The sequence below is a fragment of the Candidatus Filomicrobium marinum genome, assembly GCF_000981545.1.
In the GTDB taxonomy this organism is placed as follows: domain Bacteria; phylum Pseudomonadota; class Alphaproteobacteria; order Rhizobiales; family Hyphomicrobiaceae; genus Filomicrobium; species Filomicrobium insigne.
In genome coordinates this window covers 972,872-992,710 of the sequence record NZ_LN829119.1, presented here as the reverse complement: position 1 = coordinate 992,710, position 19,839 = coordinate 972,872, and the positions used below count along the sequence as shown (strand labels likewise).

The window sequence follows — 19,839 nt, the reverse complement described above, 5'->3', positions numbered from 1 at the left end:
TTTTTGAAAGGGTTCTGAAGAGCGCATTCTACGATCCGTATCGCGGTCGTCTCTTGATTCACGTGAAAATTATGCCGCGTCACAAGCTTTAATTTGAAGCCTGAGTTGCGACCAATTTCCAGTTCGGGTTCGCACGTGCACGTGCTGAAGAAATGTCCCGACTGAACGTCCAGATATCGGTGACGTCCTTAACGCGCCGATCATCACCGCTGATGATCGCCCCGGCGCGATCACGAGTCGCAGAAATAAGCTGGCTCACAAACCGTACCGTAATGTTGGCCGCGCCATTACGCACTTCTGCCTCAACGATATCGGCCTTCTCAATGCCAACGAAGCTTTGGTCGACCTGTTCACCACGGCTTTCGCGATCCGCAATAGCTGCGACAAAACCATCGTATACGTCCGGATCGAGAAGATCCTTCAGCATGCGGCGATTGCCTTCAGCAAACGCTACTACGATCATTTCGTAAGCTGATTTAGCGCCCTGCAAGAACTGCTGTGGGTCGAAATCGGAGTCCTGCTTCAGAATCTCTAGCAGCCCTTGCTGCAGGGACTGATCGCTATCGGGATAAGAGCTGCGGATCTTCGCCTCAACCTCGGCGACCGCGTTTCGGCCATCGCCTTCAGCAGGCTGATAGGTCTCAGCGTCTTCACGCCGCGGTAGTGTTACGACTTTATCGGAAGCGGCGGCAGCTTCGCGATGCTCAGCGCGGATTCTCTCGATGCGGTTTTCTTCATCGCCTGTGCGACGTCCGAGAACACTGCGCAACTTAAGAATCGCAACGACCGCGATAATCAGCGAAATAAGCGTGATAGGATCAATCTCGCCAAACATGTGTCTTTAGCTTTCCAGGCGGCGGTTGGGATCAAGTGACCTAGGGATATGTGGGGCTGCGCCAACGCTCTGGCTAGTCGTTCGCCGCAACCTAGCCGGCGACCCGCTTAACGCGCCGTTCAATCTGGGTTGGTATCCCTGTCAACTTAGGGCACAAAGATGGCGAAGCCAACTGCATTGACGTCAGAATTATCTGGTTTGCGGTAAAGGCTCACAAACAACATCGACCAAAACTGTTGGCCGCGGTACATGTTTTCACCTTCACGCTTCATTCTTTTGCTCATTTTCATTGCGATTCCGCTAATCGAGATCGCGGTGTTAATCAAGGTTGGGCAGCTTATCGGTGTCTTGCCGACCGTTATGATCGTGATCGGTACGGCTATTCTAGGCTTCGCTGTTTTGCGTCAACAGAGTCTCGGCGTGCTCATGCGCGCCAACGACGCACTTGCGGCAGGACGCACACCCATCGAGCCGGTTATCGACGGGGCTTTTTTGCTCATCGCGAGTTTCTTGCTGATCAGCCCTGGTCTTGTCGCAGATGCGATCGGCCTCGTGTTGCTTGTACCGTTTTTGCGGCGGCTTATCGCGCGGGCGATAATTGGAAAGATGGTGAAATCGGGCAATCTGCACGTCATGGTTTTTGGCGAGCGTCCGCCTCCGGACACAGCGGATGAGCCTGATAGCTCTCGCGCACGTTCGGGGGATGGCGTTGTCATAGAAGGCGAATTCAAGCGCCTCGACGATAACGATTCCGACCCGAAATCTAAAACGTGAGAGCGCTGCGTTTGTGCCTTAACACAAGATCGTGCATTAGGCGGTGTGTTGTGCGATTGCGGCATATGGGCAGCCTGTGTTAGCCACCTCTGCCAGCCGCTCGACGGTGCACTTCAATCTCATCGTGAATGAATCGAGACAATTATGACGGATTCCACAAACGGTAAGTCCCAGGATGCTGCACCTGCGGAACAGAAGGGGACTGCGGGCGTCCAAATTCAAGTCGCTGCCCAATACATCAAGGATCTCTCCTTCGAGAACCCAAATATTGAAAAGCTCATTGATGGGCCCGGTGAGAGCCCGAATATGCAGCTTGAGGTGAACGTCAACGCCAAGCGTGTCAGCGACGAGCTCTATGAGAGCGCCATCGACTTCAAAGCACTCGCCACCAACAAGATGGGTACCATCTACCAGTTGGAAATTGTTTACGCGGGGCTGTTCCGCCTAAAGAACATTCCGAACGAGGCCCTCGAGCCATTCTTGCTTATCAATTGCCCGACGCTGATCTTCCCGTTCCTTCGTCGAACCGTAGCTGATCTGACGCGGGAAGGTGGCTTTCCGCCGCTGTTGCTCGACCCGATCGATTTCGCAAGCCTCTTTATGCGGCGCAAGCAGGAAGCCGGTGCCAAAGAAGAAGGCGGCGCTGTGAAGGGTCATGCTTGATCTGGGGCTGACAGACCCCTCAAGTCTCGGTCTGGCCATTGAGATAGCGGCGCCATAGCGCCGTTTCTCCCAGGCTTTCTATGAACGAGCGATGCGCCGCCACGTCGTCGGCAGTCAGCCGCGATGGTAAAGGGGCTGGACGCTTGGCGGCTACAACGGCTCCGCCGCTCGCGGCTGAAGCCGACGCGCGATTGGCATTGCTGCGGCCAAGTTGCAGATTAGCCTGCCGTTCACCAAGTAACTCGACATAGACCTCTGCCAGCAGGAGCGAGTCCATAAGCGCGCCGTGTTTCGTGCGCTTGGAGTTGTCGATGCCATAACGCTTACAGAGCGCGTCAAGATTGTGAACGCCACCTGGGTGTTTGCGACGCGACAGGGCCAACGTGTCAACTACACGGTCGTGGCTGATCCGCGGCTTCGCCAATCGCTCGAGCTCCATATTCAGGAAGCCGATGTCGAAGGTGGCGTTGTGGATGACAAGCACATCGTTGCCAATGAAGTCGATGAACTCATCGGCAACAGCAGCAAATAGGGGCTTGTCGGCCAGGAACGCCGTCGATAGACCGTGCACAGCCTCTGCTTCTGCTGGAACGTCCCGCTCAGGGTTTATGAAGCAATGGAATTCGCGCCCTGTAGGTATGCGATTGAGAAGTTCGATACAGCCAATTTCGATTATGCGATCACCACGCGCGTGGTCGAGACCCGTCGTTTCGGTATCGAGAACGATTTCGCGTTGCATTGGTTGAAGTCCCCCGCAGTCCGACCATTACAGACCAGACTAACCTTCACGACCAATGGCGGTGATAAGCCTGGTGCGCGTAGGTTCGCCCCTTATCCTCACGCAACTTCTGGACGATAGCATCGACGGCCGACTGAGCGCTCTCTATTGGACCGTTCGTATCCACAACGAAATCGGCGCGTTTTCGTTTTTCCGCGTCAGGCACCTGACGGCTTAAAATCTGTTCCAGCTTTTCGATGGACATACCGGACCGATCCAATACGCGCTTTCGTTGTGTGTCGGGCTCCGCGCTTACAACAACGACAACATCGACCATGTTGTCAGCACCGGTTTCGATCAGGAGCGGAATCTCGAGGACGGCAAGTTCGGCACCAGCCTGCACCTGATCGCGTAGAAATTGTCGTTCCACCTCGCGAACCATCGGGTGGACAATATCTTCGAGCTGGCGGAACTTTTCTGGGGCCTCAAGCAAAGCGGCAGCGAGTTTCTGACGATCCACAACGCCGTTTTCCGTTGTTCCAGGGAAAGCTCTTTCTATCGATGGTGAAGCAGGACCCCGATAGAGTTCGTGCACAGCGGCATCCGCGTCGAACACGGCGACGCCGTTGTGTCGAAAACGTTCGGCGGCTGTGGACTTTCCCATTCCGATAGAGCCTGTCAGTCCGATGATCAGCATCAGGGCCCTACCAAATCCGCGATGATCCGGGCGCGCAAATCATCGGTGACTTCAGGGCGAACGCCAAACCAGCGCTCAAACCCTGGCACGGCTTGATGCAAGAGCATTCCCAACCCATCAACGGCCGTCAGCCCGTGTTCGCGCGCAGTTTTCAAAAGTCCGGTTTCCAACGGTACGTAGACGATATCGGCGACGACGCAGCTCTTTGCGGCCGACTTGAAATCGAGGCCCAGATCTCCCTCACCCTTCATACCGATTGTGGTCGTGTTGACGATCAAGCGCGCCCACGCAGGAGCATCAACGCGTGCATCCCATTCCCGGGCTTCGACGGATGATCCGAAATCGCGTGCTAGCGCCTTCGCCCGTTCCGCTGTGCGGTTAAAGACGACGATGTGGTCAACGCCCGCCTCCTGCAAGCCGTGGACGATGGCGCGCGCGGCACCACCGGCGCCGAGGATTACTGCCGGTCCAGAGCCCTTCTGCCAATCGGGCGCCGACTGCGCGAGATGAGTCATGAAGCCGTAGGTGTCGGTGTTCTCAACACACACCTGCCCATTCTCCAGCCAGACCGTATTGGCGGCCCCGACCGCATCAGCGGATGGCAGGCGCCGGTCGGCTGCCTTGTAGGCAATCTCTTTCAGTGGAACAGTGACGTTGCAGCCGGCAAAACCGTTGTCTGCCAGTCCCGACAGAAATGCTGCAGCCTCATCGGGGTGAACAGCGACCTTCGTGTACTCTCCCGAGACGCCATACTTATTTAGCCAGTAACCGTGGATTAGCGGAGACCGAGAGTGTTCTATTGGCCAACCGATGACACAGGCTCGCTTCATACGTCTGCAGCCGCGATCATCGCTGCCCTCCCCAACTGTCTTGTTGTTCCGTTTCAGCTCGTCAGGACGTCACGCTGACGGAGCTCCGCAAGAAGCGGAAGAAGTGGCAACCCGAGGATGGTGAAGTAATCGCCATCAATCTTTTCGAATAACTGGATGCCCTGGCCTTCGAGCTGATAACCGCCGACGGAGTGGCACACAGCTTCTCCCGCCTTCACGAGGTACTCCGAGAGAAACGTGGTCGAGAAGTTGCGCATCGTCATATCCGCTGTTTCGACGTGCGCCCAGGTTACTTCGCCATTCTCAGCAAGGACGACGGCCGAGTGAAGCTGGTGTGTTCGACCACGCAATTTCTTTAAACACTCGCGCGCGTCCTCCAAATCGGCTGGCTTGCTGAAGATTTCCGGTCCTAAGGCCAGGACTTGGTCTGCAGCGATAACCAAGCTGTCGGGGTTGGCAGCGGAGACAGCCTCGCCTTTGACACGCGCGAGGACATCCGCGATGTCGACGGGGTCGATTTCCGGATTGTCGCTCGTCAGGGTTTCCCTGACGGCCGTTTCATCGATATCCGCCGGGATAACCGTGAAAGCTACGCCTGCTGATTTGAGCAACGAGTAACGCGCGCGACTTCCGGACGCGAGTATGAGTTGCGATGTTTCAAGCATCGCCGGTCTCCTTCTTTGCCCAGCCGGTACGGCGGTCGTGCAATAGCTTGATGATGGTCGCGGCCGTTTCTTCAATAGAGCGGCGGGTGACATCAATCACGGGCCAGCCATGCTTGGCACAAATTCGGCGTGAATGCGCAATCTCAGCCAAGATCATATCGCGATCGACATAGTCGCCCAGGTCACGATCAGCTAGCAGCATTGCCCGGTTCCGTCTCACCTCTGAGATCCTATCAGCTTGCGCGACAAGGCAAACGACGAGAGCGGTATGCGGTTCACTTAATACCGCGGGCAGAGGAATCGAGGGCACAATCGGCACGTTTGCAGTCTTGTAGCCACGTTGGGCCAGATAAATGCTCGTCGGTGTTTTTGAGGTCCGTGAGATGCCAAGGACAATGACGTCGGCCTGATTGATATCCGCGGGCAATTGGCCGTCATCATGCGCCATCGTGAAGTTAAGGGCGTCGATCCGCCGAAAATAATCGGCATCAAGCACATGCTGACCGGCAACGGTTGGAGTTGTCGGCGCGCCAAGGTAGGATTCGAAGACCTGCATGATGGGCTGCAATACCGCCAAGCAGGGTAGTTTCAGCTTCTTGCAGTGTTCCTCAAGGATGACCCCGAGGTCCTGATTGACCACGGTGTAGAGCACGATGCCCGGGGCCTGCTCGATCTCTTGCAACGTACGCTGAAGCTGGCGCTGGGTACGAACGAGCGGATGCACGTGCTCGATCGGCCGGACCTGGGCGTACTGGACCGCAGCAGCTTTAGCGATGGTCGTCAGTGTTTCACCAGTTGCATCTGATACGAGATGCAGGTGGTAGTAGCTCGGAGTCACGTTTGCCATATGTGGAAAAGCGTTGAACAGAAATAGCGGTCCTGGCGGGCCTATCGTGGACTCCAGAATAACCGGCGTATTGTCCACGACGATACCCACAATCGATGTGGAGCTCAGCGACTTTTCGACAACGCGCCGAAATACCCACCGTCTCCCATGCCTTTCATGGATATCCCAACCCTATTCACAGGCTTTGCCTAGTGGGCGGTCAAGGATGAGTATTCTTAAATAATTGACAATCAATGAGGTTTCTTCCTCTAGTGCCCATTGGCACGTGACGTGACCAGATGTTGCGGTCAACATCGTACATGGTCGAGCTATCTTGCGCTTCTTGTGGGAAACCTGGGATATCCCCGATATCCGCATTCCTAAGAGTCAAAATAGAAACCTTCAAAAATTGATTTAGAATCTGAAGGGAGAAGCATGTCTGTTCAAACCCTGGCAGCTCGCGCCAGTTTACGACGGTTTTTGAAACCGTTCGTTGGCGAGGCGGTGTCCCCCCCTCCCATCTGGTTGATGCGTCAGGCAGGACGGTACTTGCCAGAATATCGGGCGACGCGTTCTCAAGCAGGAGGCTTTCTGGATCTTTGTTACTCGCCAAAGCTCGCTTGCGAAGTGACATTGCAGCCCATTCGCCGATATGGTTTCGATGCAGCGATTTTGTTTTCGGACATTCTCGTCGTTCCCGATGCACTCGGGCAGCAGGTTTCGTTTGTTGAAGGCGAAGGTCCGCGGCTTGATCCGATCACAGATGCGGCTGGACTGACTAAGCTTGATCCTGCGAAAACGGCTGGGAAGTTCGCGATCGTTTGGGAAACCGTTCAGAGGTTGCGTCAGGATTTGCCCTCCGAAACGGCATTGATTGGTTTTTGCGGTGCGCCGTGGACGGTGGCGACCTACATGGTCGGAGGGCGAGGCTCGGTTGACCAAGCCGCGACCCGGTCACTGGCCTATCAACAGCCAGCGTTATTCGGTGAATTGATCAATATTCTCATTGATTCATCAGTTACTTATCTGTCCGGCCAGGTGAAATCCGGGGCAGATGTTCTACAGATTTTCGACAGTTGGGCGGGGAGTCTTCCCGATGACGAGTTCCAGCGTTGGGTCGTTGTGCCGACTCAGGCTATCGTCGCCAAACTTCGTCAGTTGCACCCGGATGTTCCGATCATCGGATTTCCGCGCGGTGCTGATGTGGCCAGCGCGAACTTCGTGGAGAAAACCCAGGTGAACGGCCTTAGCTGCAACACGTCGATGCCGTTGGCGCATATGGCCCGACTTGCAGCGGAAACTAATGCGGTCGTACAGGGCAATCTGGATCCGTTGCTGCTGGTAGCCGGCGGATCGGCGCTTGAGGCACGCGTTGCGGAGACACTCTCGGTTATGCGGGGTAAACGGTTCATCTTCAACCTTGGGCATGGAATCGTGCCGCAAACGCCGCCGGAGCATGTGGCGCGTCTTGTCGAACTGGTGCGACAGGCTGCGTGATGACGGACAATTCAGCGTCAAAAGGGAACGGGGATCCCGGTATCCGAGCAGGGATTGCGTTAGGCGTAACCGTTCTGGCCACGGCTGCAGCAATGCTTCTTCTTGGTGACGCAGCTTACGATTGGGTCAAGGCCGTCCACGTGATGGCTGTGATTTCCTGGATGGCCGGGATGCTCTATTTGCCGCGTCTCTTTGTTTATCATGCAGAAACAGAGATCGGGACACAGCAATCCGAGACCTTCAAGGTTATGGAGCGCCGATTACTAACGCTGATCATTAATCCCGCGATGATTATTACGTGGATTCTGGGGTTATGGTTGGCGTGGCAGGGTGGCTGGTATATGGCGCCTTGGTTTCACGTCAAATTTGCGCTCGTTTTTATTCTCTCAGGGGTGCACGGCTATTTGTCATCGGCTTTACGCGCGTTTGCGGAAGATCGTAACGAGCGCAGTGCCCGCCACTGGCGGATCATGAATGAGGTGCCGGCGCTGTTGATGGTCGGCATTGTCATCATGGTTATTGTCAAGCCATTTTGAGAGTGGAGATGCAGTTTGGCCCTATGCGGGGCCGTTCAAGTCTGTTATAAAAACGTGCATCCCATATTTTCAGGGCCTTCAAGGCCCGGGTATGAGTTGATCCCGTTATTCTCCATGACCCGATCAACACGCGGCGCGAACGTGGTTTGCGCGCTCCAATGACCCATCCCACCTGCCAATATAGCTCGGCTTTATTTCCTTCTCCTACCTCTCCGTTATGCCGATGCTAGTCTCGGAGTCTTTTCCCCCAATGGAACAAATGAAACTTGAGGATCTGAAGCTCAAGTCACCACCGGAACTGTTAAGTTTCGCCGAAGAAATGGGCGTTGAAAACGCCAGCACCATGCGCAAGCAGGAGCTGATGTTCGCGACGCTGAAGCAGCTTGCGGCCCAAGACATCGAGATCATGGGGACGGGGGTTGTGGAGGTTCTTCCGGATGGCTTTGGCTTCCTCCGCTCACCAGACGCGAACTATCTGCCTGGTCCCGATGACATCTATATATCTCCGTCTCAGATCCGGCGCTTTGCGCTGCGAACCGGCGATACAGTCGAAGGCCAGATCCGCAGTCCGAAGGAAGGGGAGCGCTACTTTGCTCTTCTGAAAGTTGCGAAGATCAATTTTGAAGAGCCTGAAGCGACCAAACATAAGATCCACTTCGATAACCTGACGCCTCTTTATCCAACGTCCTGGTTGAAGATGGAAATCGAAGATCCGACGATTAAGGATCTTTCGGCACGTGTGATCGATATCGTCTCGCCCCTCGGTAAGGGCCAGCGCGCTCTTATTGTAGCGCCGCCTCGTACCGGTAAGACGGTTCTGCTGCAGAACATCGCGCATTCGATCACCACCAATCATCCCGAATGCTATCTGATCGTTTTGTTGATCGACGAGCGTCCGGAAGAAGTCACGGACATGCAGCGCTCTGTGAAAGGTGAGGTTATTTCCTCGACCTTCGATGAGCCGCCGTCACGGCACGTCCAAGTCTCTGAAATGGTTATTGAAAAGGCTAAACGTCTCGTTGAGCATAAGCGGGACGTGGTGATTCTTCTGGACTCCATCACCCGCCTGGGCCGCGCCTATAACACGGTCGTTCCTTCATCGGGCAAGGTGCTGACCGGCGGCGTCGATTCTAACGCGCTGCAACGTCCGAAGCGGTTCTTCGGTGCCGCCCGTAATATCGAAGAGGGCGGATCGCTTACGATTATTGCGACAGCGCTGATCGATACCGGTTCGCGCATGGACGAAGTTATCTTCGAAGAATTCAAGGGCACAGGTAACTCGGAAATCATTCTCGACCGCAAGGTTTCCGACAAACGTGTCTTCCCTGCGATCGACGTTGCTCGCTCCGGTACGCGTAAGGAAGATCTCCTCATCGCGAAGGATCAGCTCAAAAAGGTCTACGTCCTGCGTCGTATCCTCAACCCCATGGGTACCATGGATGCGATCGAGTTCCTTATCGATAAACTCAAGCAGACGAAGACCAATGGTGACTTCTTCAATTCTATGAACACTTGAAGTCTTCCAAGATTCACGCGACTCAGGAGTCAAGTTGTAAGGACTCCGGTTTCACGTGAAACGACTTGGTTTAGACTCGGTGTCCACAGAATTTCATCTTTCGATACTCTCCAGCGCGCCCCGTCATCCGACGGCGGCGCGCTGTTGTTTCAGAAGCCCGAGAAATTCTTCCGGATCGGTCAGGGGTGCGGAGCACTGAGGACCGATGCACGCGTAGGCCGTTGGCTGTCTGTCACGTGCGGCTTTGCCCATGACTGATGGTGACCTGGATGTTGGTTCCACATCGTTGATGATGTGCTCAAGGGCGCCAGGAAGGGAGACGCTGTGGAGGGCTTTCGCCATTGGCCCGTCCGGTGTCTCTGCCGCGATTACGACCTGCTGCGGGTTGATGACATCCAGCGCGGCAGCCAGCAGGCCGGTGTGTCCGACCAAGTTCTGATGCATGTCGGTGGAGAAGCTCTCAAGGATCATCGCGGCCTGTTCACGATAGCGATCATCACCGGTGAGCATGCTGAGGTGCATAAGGTTTGAGACCTGAATGCCGTTGGCGTTCGGCATCGCGTCGTCGGTGCCGCCGGACAGGCGTACAAGAACGTCATCAGTGTCATCCGCTGTGGTCGCATATCGGGATTCAGCGGGCAGCCAGTAGTGCTGGTGCAGTGTGTCGGTCCAGGTTTGTGCGGCCTCGAGGTATTTCGGCGCATTGGTGGCCTGGAACAGACGGAGAGCGCCCCAGACCATGTTGGCGTAGTCGCTTGCGGTCGCCGTCGCACCAAGCTTTCCGTCGCGATAAGAGTGGCGCAGCCGGCCATCCGGAGCCATCTTCGTCGAGATGAATTCGAAGGCTGTTTCAGCGGTCGTGAGCCAATCGGGACGTGCGAATACCTGCGCCGCGCGGGCGAGTGCCGCGATCATTAAGCCGTTCCAGTCCGCAAGTACCTTGTCGTCCCAACCTGGCCGGATGCGGCCGACGCGATGCGCTAATAGTTTCTCGCGCATGGCGGCAAGACGTGCCTCTTCGTCGTCGCTGAGATCGTCGAGGCGCTTGAGACGGTTGAGGATGTTGTGGCCTTCCCAGTTGCCGTCGCACGAAACGTCGTAGGTCGCGCAGAAGACAGCGGCGTCCTCGGGGCCGAGCACGGACTGAATCTCATCAGCAGACCAGACGTAAAATTTGCCTTCCTCGCCTTCGGAATCGGCGTCGAGAGAAGCAGCGAAACCGCCACCTTCCGCGATCATCTCGCGCTGGAGCCATGTGATGGTTTCTTCAATGCGCCGCTTAAACAGCGGGCGTCCCGTTTCGCGGAAGCACTCCGTCAGTTCGTCTACAAGCAACGCATTGTCGTAGAGCATCTTCTCGAAATGCGGAGCGAGCCAGCGCTCGTCTACTGAGTAGCGGGAGAACCCGCCGCCGAGATGATCGTAGATGCCGCCTTGGCAAATATGGACGAGCGTGTTTTCGACGGCCTTTGCGGCTGTTTCGTTGCCGTAGCGGATTGCGCCACGCCAGAGCAGCCAAAAGATGCTCCATTGCGGGAATTTGGGGGCACCTGTGAGACCGCCGTTCAAAGGATCAACAGCTCCCACAAGACGAGATGTCAGTTCGTTGATGAGCTGGTCTCCAACGATCATTGCCTGGCCTTGGGCTGGCGGCGCGCGTAGTGCGTTGGTTATGATGTCGGCGTTGTGCGTAACCTTCTCCGGTTCCTGGTGATAGATGCGGGAGATGTTGTGCAGCACGTCTACGAATGCAGGTCGGCCGTAGCCACGTGTTTTTGGAAAGTATGTTCCGCCGAAGAAGGGCCGTGCATTGGTGTCCAAGAACATCGTCAGTGGCCAACCGCCCTGTTCGCCGAGATGATGGAGCGCGGACATGTAGATGGCGTCGATGTCGGGACGTTCCTCACGGTCGAGCTTGATATTCACAAACAGCTCGTTCATGACCGCAGCGGTTTCGTCATCTTCGAAGCTCTCGTGGGCCATCACATGGCACCAGTGACATGCGGCATATCCGACGGAGAGCAGGATTGGTTTTCCCGTTGCTTTGGCTTCCGCCAACGCTTCAGGTCCCCACGCCCACCAATGCACAGGGTTATCCTTGTGCTGGAGGAGGTATGGGCTGGTTTCGTCTGCCAGGCGGTTGCGGCTCATGATGGGACCTCGGAATTCTTTGGCAAATGGCGTTGTGGTCAGGCACGTTTCTTTGAGTAATCAAGCTTCATGAGCATTCACGCAACCTCAGGGCAAACGATTTACGCTCTTTCGAGTGCACCGGGTCGTGCCGGTGTCGCGGTCATTCGGGTATCCGGAGCACTTGCGGGTCATGTTGTGGAGGTGCTTACGGGAGGGCTTCCGCGGCCTCGGTACGCCGCCTTGCGACAGTTTTTTCGACCGGGAGCCGATGAGGCGATCGATGAGGGCCTCGTCTTATGGATGCCGGCGCCTGGGACGTTTACCGGTGAAGATGTCGCGGAACTTCAAGTGCATGGTGGCCGTGCTGTCGTCCAGGCAATGCTTGCGGCGATCGGGACAATCGATGGCTGCCGTTTGGCTGATCCAGGAGAATTCGCGCGCCGGGCGTTTGCGGCTGGAAAGATCGACCTCACCGAAGCAGAGGGCATCGCGGACCTGATCGATGCTGAGACGGAAGCGCAGCGTGTTCAGGCGCTCCGCCAAGCAGCCGGAGGACTGTCTGAGCTTTACGAGGGGTGGCGGGCCGATCTCATCGGGGCTTTGGCACTCGTCGAAGCTGCTATCGACTTTTCAGATGAGGCAGACGTGAGTTCCTCGTCGATGGTGCGGGCGGGCGTCGTCGTCGAGACATTGCATGCAGCCCTTGCTCAGCATCTTGATGATGGACATCGCGGAGAGATCCTTCGAGAAGGATTTAGGGTGGTGTTGGCCGGTGCACCAAACGTCGGGAAATCCAGTCTGCTTAACCGTCTTGCACGGCGCGATGCAGCTATTGTGTCCGAAGAAGCGGGAACGACCCGTGACGTGATCGAAGTCCGACTTGATCTCGATGGCTTGCCCATCATTGTCACGGATACAGCAGGTCTTCGTGACACCGCTCATGCCGTTGAGCGCGAAGGGATCCGGAGAACGCTGCTTCGGGCCGAAGAAGCCGATCTCATCGTTTGGATCGAGGATGCAAGCTTGCCTGCCGGCGAGCGGCCACCGATCTTGGCCCAGCGCGCGGCCGACACCATCATCGTCTGGAACAAGGCAGATCTCTTTGAGGGTGCAGGCGGGACGGTTGGGACAGAGGAGGCTCTCCCGATCTCGGTCAAAACGGGATGGAACGTTGATCAGCTTATTAAGAGAATTGCCGATGCTGCGCGTGTGCGTATCGCGCCAAGAGAGGAGCCGGTCGTTACGCAGGCCCGACACCGACAGCATCTCGAAGCGTGCTTACGGCATTTGGAGATGTTCAATCGGGATGAGGCGGACGACCTGGCCGAGCTCCGGGCAGAGGAACTTCGCCTCGCTGCAAATGCGCTGGGGCGCATTACTGGTCGTGTTGACGTTGAGGATGTCTTGGACGCGGTCTTTGCGCGATTTTGTATCGGTAAGTGACGAGACTACTTGCGTGTGCGAGGTTTTGTTTCACGTGAATCATCCGAATTGTTCACGCAGCGATGTATCGAACGGATCTCGTTAGTATTTGCAGTAACAGAAGCCTGCTCTCGCTGTGTCTGATGGATGGGGGTAAGGTGCGGGAGCACTAACAGAACAACCGGCATTGCCGAGGAGAGTTGATGTCCACCAAGGACGACGAGACTGAATCTCCCTTTGAACTCCAATCTGCCTCACCATTTACCGTGGAAGAGCGCGATGCCGTCTATCGGGCGATCTTTACGCGTCGTGATGTGCGGGGGGAGTTCCTGCCCGATGTCGTGCCGGACGATGTTCTCAAGCGCATTCTGACTGCGGCCCACCATGCCCCTTCCGTTGGCTTTATGCAGCCGTGGAACTTCCTCGTGATCCGCGACAAGGCTGTGAAGGACCGTATCGGCGACATTTTTGCTGAGGCGAATGAAGAAGCCGCTGCCATGTTTCCATCCGAGCGGCAGAAGCATTATCGGTCGTTGAAGCTCGAAGGCATCCGGACCGCGCCGCTCAACATCTGCGTGACGTGCGACCGGCAGCGTGGCGGGCCTGTCGTACTGGGCACGACGCATATGTCAGACATGGATCTGTTCAGTACGGTGTGTGCGGTCCAGAACCTATGGTTGGCGGCGCGTGCAGAGGGGATCGGTGTCGGCTGGGTGAGCATCCTGAAAGAGGATGAGGTCAAAGCGGTTCTGAATATCCCGCAGAACATCCGTATCGTGGCTTATCTGTGCGTCGGGAAAGTTGAGGGTCTCTTTTCCGAGCCGGAACTCCAGGTTCGCGGATGGCAGAACCGTATGGATCTCGATAGTCTTGTCTATGAAGACAGATGGGGTGCTTCTTCATGCGCTAAGTCCGATGATCAAGCTGAGTGAGAGAAACGGATAGCTGCTTCAAACTCGTCGCTGGAAGCCGTCGGTTGTTCGATGGTTGCGTCCAAGAAAGATAATCAATGCCACCGCCGTTCAAGGTCGAGTTGATATCCCACGATCCTCGGTGGGCGCGGGATGCGGATAGAGAGTCTCAGACCTTTACGGCCGCTGCGGGTCACTGCGTTCAGATCGTCCACCATATCGGTTCGACTGCTATCCCCGGGATTCATGCCAAACACGTTCTTGATCTGATGCCGGTCGTGACAAGCTTGAGAGAGTTGGATGATCGCCAGCGAGAAATTGAAGCGTTAGGCTACGAATGGTGGGGGAGCTCGGTCTTCCCGGCCGGCGTTACTGTACCAAATCCGACCTGGTGACCGGGCGACGGCTTGTGCAGCTCCATTGCTATGGTCAGGGATCTGCGGAGATCCCGCGGCATCTAGCTTTTCGAGATTATCTTCTAGAGCATCCTGAAATTGCGCGTGCGTATAATCAGGAGAAGTTGCGTTGCCAAGCGCTCAATCCAAATGACTCTCACGCATATGGGGACTGTAAGGCCGGGTGGGTGCGCAGGGTCGAGGCTGAGGCTCTTGCGCATGTTCGACTGGACGTGAACACCCGGCCCTGATCTTGACGCTCTCACGGATTTATCAGTGAGAGCGTTCTGCTTCTCGACCTTCAAGCCATACGGTCGAGCTTCGGAATTGTGAATGGGTCAACGTTCGGCAGGCTTAAGTGCTCTGAGTGTCTAGTCTTGCGCGCCACTCAAACTGTTTCACGTGAATCATGTAAGTCTTGTATCGGGTCATGTATTGGCCAATGTTTCACGTGAATCCATACTTAGGCAGACCCGAATATACGTAAAATTTTGACGTGCCGCCTCGCTGTTCTTATAGACTGCGGGCGCAACACCAGCTGGATTAAAACTGAATATGACACGCGTTGCAGACTTCGACGTTATTGTCGTGGGCGGCGGCCACGCCGGCTGTGAAGCCGCGGCTGCGGCTGCACGGATGGGCGCGAAGACGGCCCTGGTTACCCATAAGCGTGCGACGATCGGCGAGATGTCCTGCAATCCTGCGATTGGTGGCCTCGGCAAGGGTCATCTGGTACGGGAAATCGATGCGCTTGATGGTTTGATGGGTCGCGTGGCGGATGCTTCCGGTATTCAGTTCCGCTTGCTCAACCGCTCAAAAGGACCCGCTGTTCAGGGACCGCGGACCCAGTCGGATCGGGCGCTTTATCGCCGGGCTATGCAGTTTGCGATCGACGAAACAGAGAACCTATCGGTTGTTGAAGGTGGCGTTGAGGACCTGCTGGTCGAGAACGGCGCGGTGGCTGGTGTCGTGTTGGGCACGGGCGAGACGCTGCGCTGCGGAGCAGTGGTGTTGACGACGGGCACGTTCCTCAATGGGCTCATTCACATGGGGGCTACTAAGATTCCGGCAGGCCGCGTCGGGGATGCGCCCGCACTCAAGCTTTCGGAGCGCCTTTACGGGCTTGGGTTGCAACTTGGGCGGCTAAAGACAGGAACGCCGGCGCGTTTGGCGTCCTCTTCGATCGATTGGAGCGGGCTCGAGATGCAGGCGGCGGATGATCCGCCCGTACCGTTCTCGTTCCTGACACATGAGATCACCACACCGCAAATCCGCTGCGGGATTACGTACACCACAGCCAAAACACATGAGATTATCCGGGCGAACCTATCGCGCGCGCCGATGTATTCCGGCGATATCAAGAGTGTCGGGCCGCGTTATTGCCCGTCCATCGAAGACAAAGTCGTTCGGTTTGCCGATCGCTCGACCCACCAGGTGTTTCTGGAGCCAGAGGGTCTCGACGACGATACGGTTTATCCCAATGGAGTTTCGACGTCTCTGCCGGTTGAGGTGCAGGACGCCTTCCTGAAGACCATGCCGGGATTGGAGAAGGTCCAGATCAAACGGCCGGGATACGCGATTGAGTATGACTACGTTGACCCTCGTAGTTTGCAGGCGACCCTTGAAGTGAAGCTGCTGCCGGGATTGTTCCTGGCAGGGCAAATCAACGGGACCACGGGCTACGAAGAGGCTGGGGCGCAGGGACTTATCGCGGGCATCAATGCTGCGCGAAGGGCTGGCGGTGGCGATGGGATTACTGTCTCACGGGCGGATGGCTACCTGGGTGTGATGATTGATGATTTGGTGACACGCGGTGTGAGCGAACCCTATCGGATGTTCACGTCACGTGCGGAATTCCGCTTAAAGCTCAGGGCTGATAACGCTGACCAGCGTCTGACTCCGTTAGGTGTTGCTGTAGGATGCGTTTCCGCGTCACGTGCGGCGGTGTTCCTAGACAAGGTGGAAGCCCTTTCTGATGGGCGTGCGCTCTTGGAGCGTCTGTCGTTGACGCCCAGCGCAGCGAAGCATCATGGGTTGGAAATCAATCAGGATGGCCGCCGGCGCTCAGCGTTCGAGCTGTTATCGATGCCGGGAATTGACGTCGCGCGGTTAGGTGCGATCTGGTCCGAGATTGCCAGCTTGGATGCTGCGATTGCCGGACAGTTGGCTGTGGACGCCAAGTATCACACCTATGTGCAGCGTCAGGAGGAGGATGTTGCCAGTCTCCGGCGGGATGAGGCGGTTCGTATTCCAGACGGGTTTGATTATGACGCCGTCCCAGGGCTCTCTAATGAAGCCCGACAGAAACTGATCAAGTATAAGCCGCTGAATCTTGCTCAAGCAGGACGGATAGACGGTATGACTCCAGCTGCTTTGATGTTGTTAGCAGCTAATCTTAAAAAATATTCATCACGGAAGTCGGCATGACGCCGAATGATATGAGTTCAATAAACATCTCTGGTCCAGAAGAATTTATAGAATACTTTGATATTTCACGTGAAACACTAGAGTTACTTGATTTATACGCCAATACGCTTCAACATTGGCAAAAAACGATCAACCTCGTCGCGCCGAGTACTCTGGATTCAGTTTGGCAGCGCCATTTTGCGGATTCTGCGCAATTGCTGAAGCTGGCTCCTGAGAATGTCACGTCGTGGGTTGATTTGGGGTCGGGTGCAGGTTTCCCGGGGTTGGTTATTGCCATCCTGATCCACGGTAAACGAGGAGCAGAGGCGGGTTCTGTTGTGCGACTCATAGAAAGTGATGCCCGCAAGGCCGCTTTCCTTGGGGAAATCGCCCGGAGGACCTCTGTAGCTGTGGACATCGTTCCCAGGCGAATCGAGTTATCATCGACTCAGGCTAATTTCGAGCCAGTTGAAGTCGTTACGGCTCGCGCGTTGGCGCCACTCGAGCGATTGCTCGGATTGGCGTACCGCTTTTTCAACGACGGCACGATTGGGCTGTTCCCGAAAGGCCGCGACGTGGAGCGAGAGATCGAGGCGGCTCGCAAGGACTGGCAGTTCGACGTTCGGCTGGAGCAAAGCCTCACGGATCCAGAGGGGCGCATTGCTGTGATCGAACATTTGAAGGCCAAATCGAAAGGGTAAATCCAGTGACTGGCGCTATCCCTGGAGGAACGGGTCCTCGGATTCTCGCTATCGCCAACCAAAAAGGTGGGGTGGGTAAGACCACCACGGCGATCAACCTTTCCACAGCGCTTGCCGCAATCGGCGAACGCGTTCTCGTTATCGATCTCGATTCGCAGGGGAATGCCTCGACGGGGTTAGGTATCGACGTTCAGGCGAGGATCAACACATCTTACAATGTTCTCGTTGGTGAAGCGCGCCTCACAGATGCTGCGCTGCCGACGGCTATCCCCGGTTTACGTATTGTGCCGGCGAATGCCGATCTCGTAGGGCTGGAGGCAGAGCTCATCTCAGAGTCGGATCGGCCATTCCGGCTTAAGAACGCTGTAGCGCAGATGCTGGCAAGCTTCCCGTCGCTGCCGGAAGATGAGCGTTATTCTTACGTGCTTATCGACTGTCCGCCTTCTCTTAGCGTTCTTACTTTGAACGCGATGGCAGCGGCTCATGCGGTGTTGGTGCCCGTTCAGTGCGAATTCTTCGCTCTCGAAGGCATCTCTCAGTTCAAAGCGACCATTGATCAGATCCGAGCGACACTCAATCCGGTGTTGGAGATCCAGGGCGTTGTCCTGACGATGCACGACGCCCGGACCTCCCTGTCGAAAGAGGTCGTGGAGAACGTGCGGGGCTTCTTCGGATCAAAAGTCTACGATACGCTAATCCCGCGAAATACTAGGGTTGCTGAGGCACCGTCTCATGGCAAGCCTTTGATATTATACGATTATGATTGCGCTGGCAGTCAGGCGTATATTCGCTTGGCAAGCGAAATCATCGAACGTGAGAGACACTACCGGGCCGCATGACGCGGGCCGTTGACTGTTAGATCCGAGAGGACACTGAAGGCGATGAACGCACCCGTGCACAAAAGCAGACTGGGCCGAGGCCTTGCTTCGCTGATCGGAGAGGCCGCCGCTGCGTCTTCTCCTTCGCCTGTGCCGGAGGTGACGCCGCTGAAGGCCCCTGCCGAGGGTGAGCAACGGACGCTGGGCCTTGACCAAATTCGGGCCGGGAAACTCAATCCTCGGCGTGAATTCCGTGAAGAAGAGCTCGCCGAACTTGCGAACTCTATCCGGGCAAAGGGTCTCGTGCAGCCGATCCTGGTGCGTCCTGATCCTATGGCTCCGGGCCGTTATGAGATCGTGGCAGGCGAGCGCCGCTGGCGCGCGTCACAGCTGGCCGGTCTGCATCGTGTGCCGGTCATCATTCGGGAGCTGAGCGATAAAGAAGTCCTGGAGCTCGCGCTTATTGAGAACGTACAGCGCGCGGATCTCAATGCGATCGAAGAAGCGATGGGCTATCGGGAGCTGACGGAGCGGTACAATTACTCGCAGGAGCAACTCTCAGACATCATCGGCAAGAGCCGCAGTCATGTTGCAAATACCTTGCGGTTGCTTCGTTTGCCGGAAAGCGTACAGGCGCTGGTGCAACTCGGAAAGCTTACAGCTGGCCATGCCCGTGCGCTCATCGGACGGAACGATGCGGAGCGTCTTGCGGAGCGGATCATCGCGGATGATTTGAACGTCCGCGCAGTCGAAGCGCTTGTGCAGGGCACTCCTGACAACGCACAGCAGTCTTCACAGCGAAAGGTCCGCGAAAAGGATCCGGATACGCGTGCTTTTGAGAAGGAACTTACGGACTCATTAGGTCTTAAGGTGGAAATCAAGCGCGGGTCCGGTGAGAGCGGTAACCTTGTGATCAAGTACGGAAATTTTGATCAACTCGAGTATATCCGTATGCGACTTGCGAGTATGAACGGCTAAAGCTGGTCTTGGCAGCACGCCATAACAAGATTAAACGTCTTCGTTGCAACTGCCGACAGGGTTCAGAAGGGCCTGATGGCGGCTGTTCGATGCAGTCGGCGTCGACAGCTTAAACGTGGCTCTGTCAGCTGGTCCAAGCTGAGTGAAACCGGAATTGGCAATGAATGACGATGTTCTGTTGCGGCTTGCCGCTACGATTCGACAACGGCGGACGGCAAGCGCGGATAAATCATATACTCGGCAGTTGCTGGACGAGGGGTCGCCGCGCTGTGCTAAGAAATTCGGCGAGGAAGCGGTCGAAACCGTGATCGCTGCCTTGGGCGAAAGTGATGCCGCGCTAAGATCCGAAGCAGCAGACGTAATCTATCATCTCCTGGTGCTCCTCGAGAGCCGATCGGTGGCGATTGCGGACGTCTTGGCGGTCCTTGAGGGCCGTATGGGAATGTCTGGCGTCGAAGAAAAGGCGCGCCGTAAAGGCAATTGATTTCAGGCCGCCAAACGTCTCCGAGTAGCAAGCC

19 protein-coding genes and 1 pseudogene are annotated in these 19,839 nt (G+C 56.2%); 13 read left to right on the top strand and 7 right to left on the bottom strand.

The window, feature by feature from the left end; genetic code table 11:
- Window positions 1-88 precede the first annotated feature (88 nt).
- Window positions 89-835: a Tim44/TimA family putative adaptor protein gene (locus YBN1229_RS04870; protein ID WP_046477150.1), complete on the bottom strand. Its 747-nt coding sequence runs from the start codon at window positions 833-835 to the stop codon at window positions 89-91.
- A 249-nt stretch (window positions 836-1,084) separates the two neighbouring features.
- On the opposite strand from YBN1229_RS04870, the gene YBN1229_RS04865 reads away from it, so the two are divergent.
- Both YBN1229_RS04865 and secB read left to right on the top strand, forming a co-directional pair.
- Window positions 1,085-1,609 carry an FxsA family protein gene (locus YBN1229_RS04865; RefSeq protein ID WP_046477148.1) on the top strand — a complete coding sequence of 175 codons (525 nt, stop codon included), beginning with the start codon at window positions 1,085-1,087 and terminating at the stop codon, window positions 1,607-1,609.
- A 144-nt stretch (window positions 1,610-1,753) separates the two neighbouring features.
- Window positions 1,754-2,272, top strand: coding sequence for a protein-export chaperone SecB (gene secB, locus YBN1229_RS04860; RefSeq protein ID WP_052743710.1), 519 nt, complete (start codon window positions 1,754-1,756; stop codon window positions 2,270-2,272).
- Between the two features lie 19 nt (window positions 2,273-2,291).
- On the opposite strand, the gene dnaQ is transcribed toward secB, so the two are convergent.
- The 5 genes from dnaQ to YBN1229_RS04835 are packed head-to-tail and all read right to left on the bottom strand — an operon-like array spanning window position 2,292 to window position 6,029.
- Complete coding sequence (gene dnaQ, locus YBN1229_RS04855; protein WP_046477145.1) at window positions 2,292-3,011, bottom strand: DNA polymerase III subunit epsilon; 720 nt, start codon at window positions 3,009-3,011, stop codon at window positions 2,292-2,294.
- Between the two features lie 46 nt (window positions 3,012-3,057).
- On the bottom strand, window positions 3,058-3,687 hold the full coding sequence (gene coaE / locus YBN1229_RS04850; RefSeq protein ID WP_046477142.1) for a dephospho-CoA kinase: 630 nt from the start codon (window positions 3,685-3,687) through the stop codon (window positions 3,058-3,060).
- On the bottom strand, window positions 3,687-4,517 hold the full coding sequence (locus tag YBN1229_RS04845; protein ID WP_046477140.1) for a shikimate dehydrogenase: 831 nt from the start codon (window positions 4,515-4,517) through the stop codon (window positions 3,687-3,689). The genes coaE and YBN1229_RS04845 overlap by 1 nt, the downstream gene beginning before the upstream one ends.
- 53 nt (window positions 4,518-4,570) lie before the next feature.
- Window positions 4,571-5,182: a Maf family nucleotide pyrophosphatase gene (locus YBN1229_RS04840; protein ID WP_046477138.1), complete on the bottom strand. Its 612-nt coding sequence runs from the start codon at window positions 5,180-5,182 to the stop codon at window positions 4,571-4,573.
- Complete coding sequence (locus tag YBN1229_RS04835; protein ID WP_046479983.1) at window positions 5,175-6,029, bottom strand: pyruvate, water dikinase regulatory protein; 855 nt, start codon at window positions 6,027-6,029, stop codon at window positions 5,175-5,177. The genes YBN1229_RS04840 and YBN1229_RS04835 overlap by 8 nt, the downstream gene beginning before the upstream one ends.
- A 414-nt stretch (window positions 6,030-6,443) precedes the next feature.
- Here YBN1229_RS04835 and hemE point away from each other — a divergent pair, with 414 nt between their 5' ends.
- The 3 genes from hemE to rho all read left to right on the top strand — a co-directional run bounded on the left by hemE (window position 6,444) and on the right by rho (window position 9,557).
- Entirely contained in the window at window positions 6,444-7,505 is a 1,062-nt protein-coding gene (gene hemE, locus YBN1229_RS04830; protein ID WP_046477135.1) for a uroporphyrinogen decarboxylase, read from the top strand.
- The gene (hemJ, locus tag YBN1229_RS04825; protein ID WP_082101019.1) at window positions 7,505-8,041 is read left to right on the top strand and encodes a protoporphyrinogen oxidase HemJ; all 537 of its coding nucleotides are present in this window, start codon (window positions 7,505-7,507) and stop codon (window positions 8,039-8,041) included. The genes hemE and hemJ overlap by 1 nt, the downstream gene beginning before the upstream one ends.
- 250 nt (window positions 8,042-8,291) lie before the next feature.
- Window positions 8,292-9,557 carry a transcription termination factor Rho gene (gene rho, locus YBN1229_RS04820; RefSeq protein ID WP_046477132.1) on the top strand — a complete coding sequence of 422 codons (1,266 nt, stop codon included), beginning with the start codon at window positions 8,292-8,294 and terminating at the stop codon, window positions 9,555-9,557.
- A 123-nt stretch (window positions 9,558-9,680) separates the two neighbouring features.
- On the opposite strand, the gene YBN1229_RS04815 is transcribed toward rho, so the two are convergent.
- Window positions 9,681-11,708, bottom strand: coding sequence for a thioredoxin domain-containing protein (locus YBN1229_RS04815; RefSeq protein WP_046477130.1), 2,028 nt, complete (start codon window positions 11,706-11,708; stop codon window positions 9,681-9,683).
- 69 nt (window positions 11,709-11,777) lie between these two features.
- Here YBN1229_RS04815 and mnmE point away from each other — a divergent pair, with 69 nt between their 5' ends.
- The 8 genes and pseudogenes from mnmE to YBN1229_RS04775 all read left to right on the top strand — a co-directional run bounded on the left by mnmE (window position 11,778) and on the right by YBN1229_RS04775 (window position 19,805).
- Entirely contained in the window at window positions 11,778-13,133 is a 1,356-nt protein-coding gene (gene mnmE / locus YBN1229_RS04810; protein WP_046477127.1) for a tRNA uridine-5-carboxymethylaminomethyl(34) synthesis GTPase MnmE, read from the top strand.
- 182 nt (window positions 13,134-13,315) lie between these two features.
- Window positions 13,316-14,044 (top strand): 5,6-dimethylbenzimidazole synthase, encoded by a 729-nt coding sequence (bluB, locus tag YBN1229_RS04805; protein ID WP_046477125.1) that lies wholly within the window; start codon window positions 13,316-13,318, stop codon window positions 14,042-14,044.
- A 77-nt stretch (window positions 14,045-14,121) separates the two neighbouring features.
- Window positions 14,122-14,669 (top strand): annotated as a pseudogene (locus YBN1229_RS19335) (GrpB family protein).
- 304 nt (window positions 14,670-14,973) lie between these two features.
- On the top strand, window positions 14,974-16,845 hold the full coding sequence (gene mnmG, locus YBN1229_RS04795) for a tRNA uridine-5-carboxymethylaminomethyl(34) synthesis enzyme MnmG (protein ID WP_046477123.1): 1,872 nt from the start codon (window positions 14,974-14,976) through the stop codon (window positions 16,843-16,845).
- Window positions 16,842-17,525 carry a 16S rRNA (guanine(527)-N(7))-methyltransferase RsmG gene (rsmG, locus tag YBN1229_RS04790; protein ID WP_244465009.1) on the top strand — a complete coding sequence of 228 codons (684 nt, stop codon included), beginning with the start codon at window positions 16,842-16,844 and terminating at the stop codon, window positions 17,523-17,525. Before mnmG ends, rsmG begins: the two co-directional genes overlap by 4 nt.
- Window positions 17,526-17,530: 5 nt before the next feature.
- Window positions 17,531-18,364 (top strand): ParA family protein, encoded by an 834-nt coding sequence (locus YBN1229_RS04785; RefSeq protein ID WP_046477121.1) that lies wholly within the window; start codon window positions 17,531-17,533, stop codon window positions 18,362-18,364.
- 42 nt (window positions 18,365-18,406) lie between these two features.
- Entirely contained in the window at window positions 18,407-19,321 is a 915-nt protein-coding gene (locus tag YBN1229_RS04780; protein WP_046477118.1) for a ParB/RepB/Spo0J family partition protein, read from the top strand.
- Window positions 19,322-19,481: 160 nt separating this feature from the next.
- Window positions 19,482-19,805, top strand: coding sequence for a phosphoribosyl-ATP diphosphatase (locus tag YBN1229_RS04775; protein ID WP_046477115.1), 324 nt, complete (start codon window positions 19,482-19,484; stop codon window positions 19,803-19,805).
- The last annotated feature ends 34 nt before the right edge of the window (window positions 19,806-19,839 follow it).

Bases quoted from the DNA above. Each gene is read 5' to 3' on its own strand.
- YBN1229_RS04870 (WP_046477150.1), bottom strand. From the start codon at position 835: ATGTTTGGCGAGATTGATCCTATCACGCTTATTTCGCTGATTATCGCG.
- YBN1229_RS04865 (WP_046477148.1), top strand. From the start codon at position 1,085: ATGTTTTCACCTTCACGCTTCATTCTTTTGCTCATTTTCATTGCGATT.
- secB (WP_052743710.1), top strand. From the start codon at position 1,754: ATGACGGATTCCACAAACGGTAAGTCCCAGGATGCTGCACCTGCGGAA.
- dnaQ (WP_046477145.1), bottom strand. From the start codon at position 3,011: ATGCAACGCGAAATCGTTCTCGATACCGAAACGACGGGTCTCGACCAC.
- coaE (WP_046477142.1), bottom strand. From the start codon at position 3,687: ATGCTGATCATCGGACTGACAGGCTCTATCGGAATGGGAAAGTCCACA.
- YBN1229_RS04845 (WP_046477140.1), bottom strand. From the start codon at position 4,517: ATGAAGCGAGCCTGTGTCATCGGTTGGCCAATAGAACACTCTCGGTCT.
- YBN1229_RS04840 (WP_046477138.1), bottom strand. From the start codon at position 5,182: ATGCTTGAAACATCGCAACTCATACTCGCGTCCGGAAGTCGCGCGCGT.
- YBN1229_RS04835 (WP_046479983.1), bottom strand. From the start codon at position 6,029: ATGGCAAACGTGACTCCGAGCTACTACCACCTGCATCTCGTATCAGAT.
- hemE (WP_046477135.1), top strand. From the start codon at position 6,444: ATGTCTGTTCAAACCCTGGCAGCTCGCGCCAGTTTACGACGGTTTTTG.
- hemJ (WP_082101019.1), top strand. From the start codon at position 7,505: ATGACGGACAATTCAGCGTCAAAAGGGAACGGGGATCCCGGTATCCGA.
- rho (WP_046477132.1), top strand. From the start codon at position 8,292: ATGGAACAAATGAAACTTGAGGATCTGAAGCTCAAGTCACCACCGGAA.
- YBN1229_RS04815 (WP_046477130.1), bottom strand. From the start codon at position 11,708: ATGAGCCGCAACCGCCTGGCAGACGAAACCAGCCCATACCTCCTCCAG.
- mnmE (WP_046477127.1), top strand. From the start codon at position 11,778: ATGAGCATTCACGCAACCTCAGGGCAAACGATTTACGCTCTTTCGAGT.
- bluB (WP_046477125.1), top strand. From the start codon at position 13,316: ATGTCCACCAAGGACGACGAGACTGAATCTCCCTTTGAACTCCAATCT.
- mnmG (WP_046477123.1), top strand. From the start codon at position 14,974: ATGACACGCGTTGCAGACTTCGACGTTATTGTCGTGGGCGGCGGCCAC.
- rsmG (WP_244465009.1), top strand. From the start codon at position 16,842: ATGACGCCGAATGATATGAGTTCAATAAACATCTCTGGTCCAGAAGAA.
- YBN1229_RS04780 (WP_046477118.1), top strand. From the start codon at position 18,407: ATGAACGCACCCGTGCACAAAAGCAGACTGGGCCGAGGCCTTGCTTCG.
- YBN1229_RS04775 (WP_046477115.1), top strand. From the start codon at position 19,482: ATGAATGACGATGTTCTGTTGCGGCTTGCCGCTACGATTCGACAACGG.